The 12,667-nt window shown below is 31.5% G+C and carries 11 protein-coding genes; 3 read left to right on the top strand and 8 right to left on the bottom strand.

From position 1 onward, the window contains the following. Positions 1-25 precede the first annotated feature (25 nt). The 8 genes from ATE84_RS14780 to ATE84_RS14745 form a co-directional block, all read right to left on the bottom strand. Complete coding sequence (locus tag ATE84_RS14780; protein WP_101448691.1) at positions 26-1,009, bottom strand: nitroreductase family protein; 984 nt, start codon at positions 1,007-1,009, stop codon at positions 26-28. Positions 1,010-1,021: 12 nt separating this feature from the next. Then, a complete protein-coding gene (locus ATE84_RS14775) occupies positions 1,022-2,134 on the bottom strand; it encodes a polysaccharide pyruvyl transferase family protein (RefSeq protein ID WP_101448690.1) in 1,113 nt (370 codons plus the stop codon). Next, positions 2,131-3,285 (bottom strand): glycosyltransferase family 4 protein, encoded by a 1,155-nt coding sequence (locus ATE84_RS14770; protein ID WP_101448689.1) that lies wholly within the window; start codon positions 3,283-3,285, stop codon positions 2,131-2,133. Before ATE84_RS14770 ends, ATE84_RS14775 begins: the two co-directional genes overlap by 4 nt. Continuing rightward, positions 3,278-3,934, bottom strand: coding sequence for a CatB-related O-acetyltransferase (locus tag ATE84_RS14765; protein ID WP_101448688.1), 657 nt, complete (start codon positions 3,932-3,934; stop codon positions 3,278-3,280). Before ATE84_RS14765 ends, ATE84_RS14770 begins: the two co-directional genes overlap by 8 nt. Before the next feature lie 3 nt (positions 3,935-3,937). Next, complete coding sequence (locus ATE84_RS14760; RefSeq protein ID WP_101448687.1) at positions 3,938-5,467, bottom strand: lipopolysaccharide biosynthesis protein; 1,530 nt, start codon at positions 5,465-5,467, stop codon at positions 3,938-3,940. A 45-nt stretch (positions 5,468-5,512) separates the two neighbouring features. Continuing rightward, positions 5,513-6,796 carry a nucleotide sugar dehydrogenase gene (locus ATE84_RS14755; RefSeq protein ID WP_101448686.1) on the bottom strand — a complete coding sequence of 428 codons (1,284 nt, stop codon included), beginning with the start codon at positions 6,794-6,796 and terminating at the stop codon, positions 5,513-5,515. A gap of 34 nt (positions 6,797-6,830) precedes the next feature. Further along, the gene (locus ATE84_RS14750) at positions 6,831-7,829 is read right to left on the bottom strand and encodes an SDR family oxidoreductase (protein WP_101448685.1); all 999 of its coding nucleotides are present in this window, start codon (positions 7,827-7,829) and stop codon (positions 6,831-6,833) included. 331 nt (positions 7,830-8,160) lie between these two features. Beyond that, a complete protein-coding gene (locus ATE84_RS14745) occupies positions 8,161-10,167 on the bottom strand; it encodes a thiamine pyrophosphate-dependent enzyme (protein WP_101448684.1) in 2,007 nt (668 codons plus the stop codon). A 256-nt stretch (positions 10,168-10,423) separates the two neighbouring features. Between ATE84_RS14745 and ATE84_RS14740 the strand changes: the two genes are divergently transcribed. The 3 genes from ATE84_RS14740 to ATE84_RS14730 are packed head-to-tail and all read left to right on the top strand — an operon-like array spanning position 10,424 to position 12,666. Then, positions 10,424-11,374, top strand: a complete 951-nt coding sequence (locus ATE84_RS14740; RefSeq protein WP_101448683.1) for an isopenicillin N synthase family oxygenase — start codon at positions 10,424-10,426, stop codon at positions 11,372-11,374. 8 nt (positions 11,375-11,382) lie between these two features. Next, the gene (locus ATE84_RS14735) at positions 11,383-11,712 is read left to right on the top strand and encodes a translation initiation factor (protein WP_101448682.1); all 330 of its coding nucleotides are present in this window, start codon (positions 11,383-11,385) and stop codon (positions 11,710-11,712) included. 15 nt (positions 11,713-11,727) lie between these two features. Beyond that, positions 11,728-12,666, top strand: coding sequence for a DUF1835 domain-containing protein (locus ATE84_RS14730; protein WP_101448681.1), 939 nt, complete (start codon positions 11,728-11,730; stop codon positions 12,664-12,666). The last annotated feature ends 1 nt before the right edge of the window (position 12,667 follow it).

Below are 12,667 nucleotides of genomic sequence, written 5' to 3'. Positions count from 1 at the left end.
TTTTGTAATGCTATTTCATTATTTTTTAATGTATTTTTATCACTTCTGATAAATTTTTCTTTTTTGAAACAGCAACTTTGTATTCTTTTTTTAGATTTCCTATTCCTATCATCATTATCAATTTTTCGTTCTCAGGAATATCTCCTACTTTTTTAACTTTTTTCTCAGTTGTATAAGGAAAACAAGTGTTTAAACAACATGCCCCCAACCCTTGATTATGAAATGACAATACCAAGTTCATTGAAAACAATCCACCATCAACATATACCTGATTACTTTCCAAAGTAGTAAATGCCTTGGTATCTGTGGTAATTATTACTAATCTATTAACACTATCTGTAAACCCGTTATTTCCTCCTTGTAATTTTAATAATTCTAAAATTTGTCCTTTTTTCGTAAAAATATGGGCCATCCAAGATTGTCTATTACATACAGAAGGTGCATGCTTGGCAATATCAACGGCTCTTTCTATTGTTTGTATATCTACATCCTTATTGTCAAAATTTCTTACCGAAAAACGACTTTTAACAAAAGATTCAAAATCTATATTTATAGATTCTTCTAATTCCATTTTAGAAATCATTTTTGTACCCCCGTCATTTTTAGAACTACTATTACTAATAAATTCTATTACTCTATTAAAAAAATTATTGTCTAAATCAACATTGTTATTTTTATTAAACTCTATATATTCGGATAGGCAATTTTTGATAGAAGAAGTTAACTCATCTTCTCCATATTGTTTTATATAATTTGAAGTTTTATCCAATAAAAGTTGAATCTTTTTTTCACCAAAACCCATACGGGGATTTGGTAAAGCCAAACCTTTTTCTACAATATGATATTGTTTTGTCAAAAATGCTCTCTCACTTTTTCTACTTTTAAATTTATCGTTTCTAAAATAATATTTGTAAAAAATTTTAAGATCATAAATTTTATTAGCAATATCACCTAGAGAAGTTTGCCAAAAAATGACGGCATGTAATTTTGATTTTAATCTTGCAAACATTTTAAATCTCTTTTAATTCTTTTGGTTACCTAAAGCATTCTGAAGAAAACTCTTTGAATGATTAATTAATGAAGACAACTTAGGTTTCATCTTTTCATAATCAATTACATAATCATAATTTTGAACTTGTTCTTGATCTAAGACAAGTACTTCGGGAATTTCTAGTAACCTTGTAACATCTCGCATACGGGTATTAATTTTTTCAAATCGATTAAAGACAGTGAATTGTTTCTCAAAAATGATCGAAAAAGCCACTGCATGAAATGAGTTTGATATAACGAACTTTGCATGTTGTATTAATGATAGAAATATATCAGGACCTTCAAGACTATAATCTTCATCAGCATACTTAATATTACTATTCACAGTAACTATTTTACAATTATATTTCTCTTTCATTTTAGTAGCGAAACTTTGTATCAACGAATCACTATCGCAATCGTAAACAAAAATATAATTTTCTTCTTTTTTTGGAGCGCTCAACTTTTCCCAATCTACGGGAGTTAATAAAAATACTGGATCTAAGACCTGTGTTGCCCTGTCAATTCCTAAATCTATTAAGATATCAATTCCTGAAGGTTCTCGAGTAGAAATATGATCTAATTTGGATACCTTTTCTTTAACAAAATCTTTGATATCATCTTTTAATTTATCAATAGCAAAACTTGCGGCGTAGGAAATTTTCAACTTATTATTAGGAACAAAATCAAGATAAAAAGATGGGTCTTTTCCATTTGGAAAAAAAGAATTCCATATCTGATCACTACCACATATAAATGCATCTGCTTCAGGCACATCAGCCTTTAACTCTTCATTCGTTTTATATAACTTTACTGTTGATTCAATAAACCTTCTTGAAAATTCATCAAAATTTTTCTTCCTTTTTAAAACCTTTAATCGTTCTGGAAGTTTTATGATTAGATATACAGTTTTTAAAATAATATTCTTCTCATATCTTGGATTGGATATCCTCCAGAGATTAAAATGATTACTTAAATAGTCGGGTTTATAATGAATAGTTTGAGCATCATGACCTAAGCTTTTCAAAAATGCTAATAATGCGTATTCTTGTAAACTAGCTCCATGATTATATACTTCATGACAAGTGATCGTTTTTATTTTCATGACTTACCTGTTAATTCTTGAAAAAGTTTTTCCCATTTGGGCATTATATTTTCTGGGAGATATCTTTTTGCATTCTTTCTTGCTTTTGTACCCATTTCTTTTCTAAGCTTTTCATTAGCCATTAATTCTTGTAGTTTTTCTTTAAAACTACTTTCATCATTTAACTTAATCAAATATCCATCTTCTCCATCCTTTATTATATCTGAAGGTCCTGTTGGACAATCATATGACACACAAGGTAATCCAGATGACATTGCTTCTATTAAAACCATAGGAAGTCCTTCTGCTTCTGAAGTCATTATAAATATGGATGATTCTTTTAATTTTTGAGGTATCTCATTTGATCGACCATGTAAAATTACTTTATTTTGTAATTGCTCTTCTTCGATCATTTTTTTATAATGAGAAAATCTTATTCCATCTCCATAAATATCTAATGTCCAATCAGGAAAAGATTTGACTATCGTTTTCCAAATTTTTATTTGTTTATCAAAACCTTTTCTATCATCATTCATACTACCAATACTGATCACTTTCTTTTCGTTAAGTAGTGAAGAGGTTTTTGGATAAGCTTCTATCATATTTTCGACAACGATAGTATTATTACCATAGTTCTCTGCGTCTTGATCTCCTTGAGTTAGAAGTACAAGTCTATTATATTTTTTAAATTGCTTATACAACATAGCATACAATATCTTATATCTAATTCTAGTTTTAAAAGACTTCATTAGTTTTGCCCTAAGACGCACTGCTCCTTTTGAAAAATGAAACTCTCTTACTTTTGGAATACCTGGACTTATATATGGAATAACATAATCATGATATCCTCTTTCTACCGCAAGAATAACATCTGGTTTAATTTCCTTAAATTTTTGATCATACAATTTCCTTATTCGAAAAACATTCATCCAATAGGTTAAACCTGGTATCGTTTTTCCTTTTTGCAATGAAGATGTATTCATATCATGAATATGAATATTTGGTGAAAAATCATAGCACAAAGGAGCTCTATGCTGATCTATAATAAGAATATGCACATCATACCCTAATTTATCAACCATATAATTAACCTTACTTGCCAAAACTCTTTCGGTACCGCCAGGTTTGGCAAGTGATCCAATACAATATGCTATCTTCATTTTTTTATCCATTCCTATCAGTTTTATACTTTTCTATAAAAGTTTTCTGATCTTTATAAAAATCTTCTATTCTATCTTTTATTATTTCGGTATCCCACTCCCACCAACAAATTTTGTTTAATTCCTCTACCGTTTGATTATCATTCTTTATTTTTATCACCTTTGCTGGTACTCCTCCAATTATTGAATAATCAGGAATATCAGATTTTTCAGTTACCACGGAATTTGCTGCTATAGTCACACCATTTCCTATCTTTACTCCAGGCATAATATACGCCCCCATACCGATCCATACATCGTTCCCAATCGTTATCCCAGCTTTCTGTTTTATTTGATCTAAAAATGCTTTTTTATTTTTTCCAGAGTTTAGATTCGTACCCCTTTTGTAAAGATTGTTAACCAAAGGATATGAAGTTATTGAAGGTGCCCCATGAAAAGCTTCGTCTACTATAAATTTCACTCCATTTGCTATACTACAAAATTTACCAATTTGTAAAGGAGCATCTGTCCATCGATATACTATCGCTCCATTATCGTAAGTATGTTTTCCTATTTTAGTAAACGGATCATTTTTAAGAAAAACATAATCATGAATTTTTAAAACCTGACGATAATCAACACCTAATATTCGCCACAATAAAGTCCTTAATTTGAAAATCATAGTTTATAAAGTTTTAGGTTTTATTTTCAATAATTTCATTAACTTATATAAATATTCTTTAATCATATCTTTTTCAAAAACAATCATACCGAAATAAAACATAATCAAAAAGTAAACAAGCGAATACAATATTGATTTACTTACAAAATTTAGCCATCCATTTCCAGGAATAAAATTGATGAAATATCCAATTATTAATATCAAGATTAAAGCTATCATAGTTCTACTAAAAAGTTCTTTAAAGAATCTTTTGATATTAATTTTTACAACTCTATGGTAATAAAAGTTCATTATTATCTGTCCAGACAACCAACCAAATATAGTACCCGATATCATTCCTGTAGCTCCATTTTTCACTGCTAATACTGCTCCTATTGCAGTACCAATAACCACAGAAATCAAATACAAAATTGCCTTAAAAGCCAATTTACTTCTTGCTTCTAGAACAGAGTTTGCAAACGATTGTACTAATGGGAACGTATATGCTATCATAATCATCAATGCAATTATCCAAGAATCATAATATGATTCTCCAACCCATAACAATACAAATTGTTTCCCATATAAAGCGAATGCTCCTAAAATATACATTAATACTATAAAAGAAAGACGACCTATTTTAATCATCATTGCAGTTAATTCTTCTCCGCTGGCATTAGCTACAATCATTTGGGTAGCTTTAGGTAAAAAAACACTTGAAATCGCCGTCGAAAAAGCTCCATAGTAAGTTCCTAGCATAACTCCAACTGCAAAAATAGCTACTACTGTTGTATCTGTCATAACCCCTAAAACTATTTGTCCCACTCGCCATTGAAATTGAGCTATTATTATGAAAACAAAAATCCAAATAGAATAACTAAATATTTCTTTTACAAAAGACATTTGAATATTATGAAGTTTGAATTTTACTTTTAATTTTTTAAACACAAAAATGGCATTAGCTATAATAACTATGATGTTCATTATAGTATCCAAAATAACTATAGAAATTGCTTTTCCTCCTAAGAAAAGAATAGCTACTAAAACTAAAGATCTTATTATATATCGAGAGATATCGACTGATTTTGGAAAGACAAACTGTTCATATCCTGAAGAAATCCCTTTAAAAGCTCCTCCTGGTAAAGTAATAGCTAAATTAAAAATCAAAATAATAAACATTATTTTGGCTTTAACTATTTGCTCTTTATCTAAAGAAGATCCAAAAATACTATCCAAATTATAATAACATATGGCACCAATTATGATTACAATTACCGAGATTAGTGAATAAATTAGTATAGTAATAGCCAAGAAATTCTCTTCTCCTTTTTTATCCTTTTCGGCTTTATATTTTGCTACAAATCTTACTATTGTATGGTGCAGACCAAAATCCAAGATAGCTATATAACCTACAAATGCTCCGATTAAAGTATAGAGTCCAAACTCAGCATCTCCTAATTTTCTAATAATAAATGGAGTAAGTAATAACCCAATAACATTCGTAAGAATAATTGTACTATAATTTAATATAGCCCCTTTTTTTAATTGGCTCAAAATGATTGGTCTTAAGTTGTTATACTATCGTTTGATTAGCTTATATTATAATCTTCCGTGTACCTTTTCTTTCAAAATTCCTTTAACATCATACAGAATACCATTTGGTGCAAGCATAGATTTTAAATCTATATCTAAAAATTCTTTATGTGCTACAGTTAATATCACTGCCTCAAATTTCTCTTTTGGTAAATGTATTGTTGTTTCAAGATTGTATTCATGCATTACTTCATTAGGATTTGCCCATGGGTCATATACGGTAACATCGGTTCCAAAATCTCTTAGTTGTCTAATGACATCAACTGCTCTTGTATTACGAACATCAGGACAATTCTCTTTAAATGTGACTCCGAGCACTAATACTTTAGCTCCTTTTATATGAATATCGTGTTTCACCATAAGCTTAATTACTTCTGATGACACATACTTCCCCATACTATCATTTAATCTACGTCCTGCCAAGATTATTTCTGGATGATATCCAAATTCTTGTGCTCGTTGTGCCAAGTAATAAGGATCGACACCAATACAATGACCTCCTACAAGTCCTGGTTTAAAAGGGAGAAAATTCCATTTGGTTCCAGCTGCTTCAAGCACATCATTGGTATCTATATCCATTAAGTTAAAGATTTTAGCCAATTCATTAACAAAAGCGATATTAATATCTCTTTGCGAGTTTTCGATTACTTTGGCTGCTTCTGCTACCTTTATAGTTGGTGCTAGATGAGTCCCTGCAGTAATAATAGAAGCATATAAATCATCAACTTTTTTTCCAACTTCTGGAGTGGATCCAGCGGTAACTTTCAGGATTTTCTCTACTGTATGCTTTTTATCTCCCGGATTGATTCGCTCTGGTGAATATCCTGCAAAGAAATCTTCATTAAATTTTAACCCACTTATTCGCTCCAATACAGGAACACATTCTTCCTCGGTAACTCCTGGATATACTGTTGATTCATAAATAACTATATCTCCTTTTTTAAGTACCTTAGCAACTGCTTCACTAGATTTATACAAAGGCGTAAGGTCGGGTCTGTTATTTTTATCTACAGGAGTAGGTACAGTAATTACATAATAATTACAACCTTTTATATCTTGTATATCAGAAGAACAGTAGAGTCCATTTTCGCTTAAATCTCCGCTATCCTTTAACACTGATTTTAGTAACTCATCTTCTATTTCCAAAGTAGAGTCGGTTCCTGAACATAATTCTTTGATTCTTTTTTCATTAATATCAAAACCAATTACAGAGTATTTGGTAGCAAATAACCTTGCTAGAGGTAGTCCTACATATCCCAATCCGATGATCGCAATTTTAATATCTTGCATAATTATTCTTTATTTATTTACTAGAAAATTGGAGTTATTTTAGATATTCCCAATACCACTTTACTGCTTCTTTTAATCCTGATTTAATATCAAATTTTGGGTCATACCCCAAAAGTGTTTTCGCTTTATCAACAGAAGCTAAAGAATGCGGAATATCCCCTTTACGTTCTGGTCCATACACAATATCTACATCTGCAATAGCTGCATCATATGTAGATAAATATTCTTTTAACAAAACTGTTAATTCATTTAGTGTTGTTCTCTCTCCATATGCTGTATTATAGACGTTATTTATTGCTTCTTGATTATCAGAAACTATCGCCAATAAATTCATTTGGATTACATTATCTATATAGGTGAAATCTCTTGAAAATAAACCATCTCCATTAATTACGGGAGATTCATATTTCATAAACTGCATTACAAATTTTGGAATAACTGCAGCATATGCTCCATTAGGATCTTGCTTACGCCCAAATACGTTGAAGTATCGTAACCCTACTGTATCTAAATCGTATGTTTTTTTAAAATTATCTGCATATAGCTCATTAACATATTTGGTTATAGCATATGGAGACAATGGTTTCCCTATGTTTTCTTCTACTTTAGGCAAAGCTTCAGAATCGCCGTATGTCGAAGAACTTGCGGCATAGATAAAACGTTTTACTCCAGCATCTCTAGAGGCCACCAGCATATTAAGAAATCCTCCTACATTAACGTCATTACTGGTAATAGGATCATTGATTGAGCGTGGCACAGAACCTAATGCAGCCTGATGTAATACAAAATCAACAGCATTACATGCTTTATGACAATCATCAAGATTTCTAATATCTGCTTCAATAAAAGTAAAGTTAGATTTTTTTAGAAGTGGATCAATATTTTTTTGGTGTCCTGTTGCAAAATTGTCTAATCCTATTACAGTACTTCCTATATCTAAAAGTGTTTCGCAAAGATTAGACCCTATAAACCCTGCTGCACCAGTTACTAGTATTTTTGAAGAACGAAGATGTTCTAGTTGTTTCGCATTCATGAATTATAATTTTAAGCCCCTGTTTTTTAGTACAAAAGACTATGCATTTGCATAATCAGCGCGAAATTAACATTTACTTATAGAACATACAACATATGTTAAAGGGGATTTTGCCCCTATTTAAAATTTATAATATTTTGTTAACCTTAAAAACCTTTAATCAACGCAAAAAATACAAATAAACTCCTGAAAATCATATCATTAAAAACAAAACACATTGTGAAAATTTAGTAACTAAAATTTCACAATGTGTTAAAAAAAAAAATAATCCTTAAGGTTATTTACAGCATCATACTAGTATATATCCACAAAAAAACAACTTGTATCTAAACTAGAATTCTAACAGCAATAACAACTCTTCTTCAAATCTGTTTTTAGCCAAATATTGAGTTTCAAGATTAGTATCAAATGGAATTGGAGTTTGTAAACTCGCTACTCGTTTTACTGGTGCATCAAGAAATGTAAAGCAATTTTCCATAATTAATGCTGAAATATCTGAAGCTATACCTCCAAAAAGTGAGTCTTCTTGCAAAATAATAACTTTACCTGTTTTCTTCACTGATTGATATATTGCCTCTGTATCCAAAGGTTGCAGTGTTCTTAGATCAATAAGATCTGCATTGATCTGTGTATGTTTTTCTAACACATCCAACGCCCAATGTATGCCCGCCCCATAACTAATAACAGTAATATCTTCTCCCTCTTTTAATATAGAAGCTTTACTTAATGGTAAATTATAATATCCTTCGGGAACCTCTTGACGAATACTTCTATACAGTGCTTTATGTTCAAAAAACAACACTGGATTGGGGTCTTCTATCGCTGTAGCCAGCAAGCCTTTTGCATCATATGGAAATGCTGGATATACAACTTTAAGTCCCGGTGTTTTGGTGAACCAAGCTTCATTCGTTTGGCTATGAAACGGCCCTGCCCCAACACCTGCACCACATGGCATTCGAATCACAACATCTGCCGATTGGTTCCATCGATAATTTGATTTTGCCAATAAATTAACTATCGGATTAAACCCTGAAGACACAAAATCAGCAAATTGCATTTCGACAACAGCTTTATAATCATTAACAGACAAACCGTATCCTGCAGAGACAATTCCTGACTCACAAATTGGAGTATTGCGTACTCGTTCTTTTCCAAAGGCTTCTAAAAAACCTTCGGTTATTTTAAAAACTCCTCCATATTCTGCTATATCCTGCCCCATAATCACAAGCCTATGATATCGGTGCATACTTTCTTTTAAACCATCAGAAATAGCATCAATTAATCTTAGTTCTTTTGTATCGGTACCCGGTTTTATTTCCTGATATTCAAATGGTACATATACATCATTTAATTCTTTATCCAAATTAACATCAATCGCTTCTTCGGTATTTGCGCGTCCCCAATTGGTTTCTATTTCAGTTTTTATAATGGATTTTTTCTCAATATCCTCTTCTTCAGAAATTATTCCCCTGTCAATCAGGTAATTCTTATAATTTTCTATAGGATCCTTAACACTCCAATATTCCATTAATTCCTTAGGTACATACTTAGTTCCACTTGCTTCTTCATGCCCTCGCATTCTAAAAGTCTTAAACTCTAATAAAACCGGTCGTGGATTCTCCCTAATACTTTTGGCCAAATTGCAAACCTTATCATATACTTCTAATATATTATTTCCTTCTATAATATGAGATTCCATACCATATCCAATACCGCGTTCTGCAATATGCTTACAATTATACTGTTCGCTAGTGGGTGTCGACAAACCATAGCCATTATTTTCTACACAAAACAACACTGGCAAGTTCCATACCGAAGCGATATTAAGTGCTTCATGAAAATCTCCTTCACTAGTCCCTCCTTCTCCTGTAAATACTGCAGTAATTTTATTGTTCTTTTTTAAGAGATTACCCATAGCAATACCGCACGCTATTCCCATTTGCGGACCCAGGTGAGAAATCATACCAATAATATTATAATCCTGTGTTCCGAAATGAAAAGAACGATCACGTCCTTTGGTAAATCCATTTGCTTTTCCTTGCCATTGACTAAACAATCGATATAGAGGAATGTCTCTTGTTGTAAATACTCCTAAATTTCGATGCATTGGCAATATATACTCCTCGCTTTCTAAAGCAGCTGTTACACCAACTGAAATTGCCTCCTGCCCTATCCCGCTAAACCACTTAGATATTTTTCCTTGTCGTAACAACACAAGCATTTTCTCTTCAATAAGCCTAGGTTTAAGCATTTTGAGATATAGCGAGATCAGCTGATCATCTTTGTATTTTTTTCGGTCAAAATGTAGCTCTATTTTTTCCTTTGAAATGTGCTCCATAGCAGAAAATTTGTGAAGTAAAAATACTTATTTTTACTTCACAACTCGCATCTCAATTATAATATTATTAAGTAGTTGTTAATTTACCTTAAACAATTCTACGAATTAGTTAAATTTACCATGAATTAAGGATTATGTGTTCATAAATGACAAATTTGACCGATATTTTACAACAACAAATAAATTTGAAGTGCTATTAGGAATTTTTGGTCAAATACACCTATTTTAGTGCTGTTAATCCACAAAGAATAGACTAATGAATAATATACCAAGCGTAGATTTGGCAGATTTTTTATCAAATGACCCTTCGCGAAAACAAAAATTTGTCAACGAAATAGGAAAAGCTTATGAAGAAATAGGTTTTGTCGCATTAAGAAATCATTTTTTGAGTGATGAACTTGTAAAAAACTTATATAAGGAAATTAAAGATTTTTTTGCGCTACCTAAAGACACTAAAGAAAAATATGAAATTGAAGGGTTAGGTGGTCAAAGAGGGTATACTTCTTTTGGTAAAGAACATGCTAAAGGTAAAAAAGAAGGAGACCTTAAAGAGTTTTGGCATTTTGGACAAGAACCAGATGCAGATGCTAAATTAATTGAAGAATATCCTGCTAATGTTCTTGTCGAAGAACTTAAAGATTTTAATAGTACAGGAATGGAAGCCTATAAAATGCTCGAAAAGACAGGAATATATGTACTTAGAGCATTAGCTATATATATAGGTCTTGACGAACATTATTTTGATCATTGGGCAAGCAATGGAAATAGTATTTTACGCCCTATTCATTACCCTCCTATTCAAAAAGAACCTAAAGGCGCAGTTAGAGCCGGAGCACATGGAGATATCAATCTGATTACATTGTTAATGGGAGCTTCAACAGGAGGATTACAAGTTCAACATAGAGATGGAAAATGGATTGATGCGCTCCCTAAAGAGGATGAACTAGTTATTAATGTTGGAGATATGTTAGAACGACACACCAATAATAAGCTTCGATCTACAATACACCAGGTAGTAAACCCTCCTAAAGATCAATGGGGAGAACCAAGGTATTCTATTCCTTTCTTCATGCATCCAAGAAGTGACATGAAGCTAAATTGCTTAGAAGAGTGTGTTACCGAAGATAATCCTAAGCACTATAAGGATATTACAGCAGGAGAATTCTTGCATCAGAGACTTGTAGAAATTGGACTAATAAAAAAATAGGCTTATTTATGGATTTACAAGATCAATTAAAAAATTTATTTCCTGATCACCAACCTGAAGAGGAAGAAAATGTGCAGGATCATCAAGATCAAATATGGATGCAGGATGACCCTATACTTTGTAAGTATGAAAAGCGAAAGGGAAAACCCATAACTATACTTGAAGGATATACAGGTGCAGATGAAGACTTTAAAAAACTCGCTAAAGAATTAAAAACTCGCCTAAGTGTTGGTGGAAGTTTTAAAAATGATGCTATAATCATACAAGGTGATTATAGAAATCAAATTATGGATATTCTTAAAGAAAAAGGATTTAGAGTAAAACGTGTTGGAGGATAATAATTAATAGCTATTTTGAAAAAAAACACATTACATATTACTAACGGGGATAGCCTAACTCATAGAATGAAAGAGCTAGGTCTCGTTACCGGTGAATTTATGACCTGGCGCGAAATGCTTTGCGAAGGGCCTACTGAAATTGAAGTAGAAACAGATAATTCTATTAAAAAACGAGCAGCTTTTCTAAAGAAATATTACAGAATCGATGCTTCTGATTATGAAGAAAAATTTGTTTCACAACTCAAAAAAATAGATAATCTTACTAGTTATACCGAAATCATATTGTGGTTCGAATATGATTTATTCTGTCATATTAATATGATTGCAGCCATTAGTCTACTACTTCGCAAAGGAATTAAAGACATTCCTGTTTATTTGGTTTGCAGTGGTAGGATTGAGCACGAGAAAAAACTGTTTGGACTTTGCGAATTATCTGACAGTCAACTAAAAGAACATTACAAAAATAAAATTTTATTAACAACAGATGATCTTGAATTTGCTTCTCACATCTGGACCTTATACTGTGAATCAAAACCGCAGAAAATAGCAGGACAAATTAAGAGAGATTCTTCTTTTGAATATATGTCTATATGCTTAAGAGCACATTTGCAACGTTTTCCTAATATGCTAACAGGGCTTAATATTTTAGAGCATAATATCTTAGAAATGATAGATAATTACCACATCAAGAATATTAAACAACTTATGGGGTATGCTTTAGAGTATCAAGGGTATTATGGATATGGCGACATGCAGATGAAACGTGTTCTTGCTAGACTTTTTCAGTTTTTGGATCAAACAAAAGACAGGCTTTTATTATCTGAAAGAGGAAAACTAGCATTACAACAGAAAAAAAACTTCTACAATACACAAATATTAGATTGGTATTATGGAGGTGTCAAAAAATATGATTACTTATATAATAATGAAACGCACACACTATTAAAATTATAAT

The organism is Aquimarina sp. MAR_2010_214, assembly GCF_002846555.1.
Classification (GTDB): domain Bacteria; phylum Bacteroidota; class Bacteroidia; order Flavobacteriales; family Flavobacteriaceae; genus Aquimarina.
Note: the sequence above shows the minus strand (reverse complement) of the source record. Positions and strands in the feature narration are given on the sequence as shown.

Coding starts and splice junctions, on each gene's coding strand:
- ATE84_RS14780 (WP_101448691.1), bottom strand. CDS start 1,009: ATGTTTGCAAGATTAAAATCAAAATTACATGCCGTCATTTTTTGGCAA.
- ATE84_RS14775 (WP_101448690.1), bottom strand. CDS start 2,134: ATGAAAATAAAAACGATCACTTGTCATGAAGTATATAATCATGGAGCT.
- ATE84_RS14770 (WP_101448689.1), bottom strand. CDS start 3,285: ATGGATAAAAAAATGAAGATAGCATATTGTATTGGATCACTTGCCAAA.
- ATE84_RS14765 (WP_101448688.1), bottom strand. CDS start 3,934: ATGATTTTCAAATTAAGGACTTTATTGTGGCGAATATTAGGTGTTGAT.
- ATE84_RS14755 (WP_101448686.1), bottom strand. CDS start 6,796: ATGCAAGATATTAAAATTGCGATCATCGGATTGGGATATGTAGGACTA.
- ATE84_RS14750 (WP_101448685.1), bottom strand. CDS start 7,829: ATGAATGCGAAACAACTAGAACATCTTCGTTCTTCAAAAATACTAGTA.
- ATE84_RS14745 (WP_101448684.1), bottom strand. CDS start 10,167: ATGGAGCACATTTCAAAGGAAAAAATAGAGCTACATTTTGACCGAAAA.
- ATE84_RS14740 (WP_101448683.1), top strand. CDS start 10,424: ATGAATAATATACCAAGCGTAGATTTGGCAGATTTTTTATCAAATGAC.
- ATE84_RS14735 (WP_101448682.1), top strand. CDS start 11,383: ATGGATTTACAAGATCAATTAAAAAATTTATTTCCTGATCACCAACCT.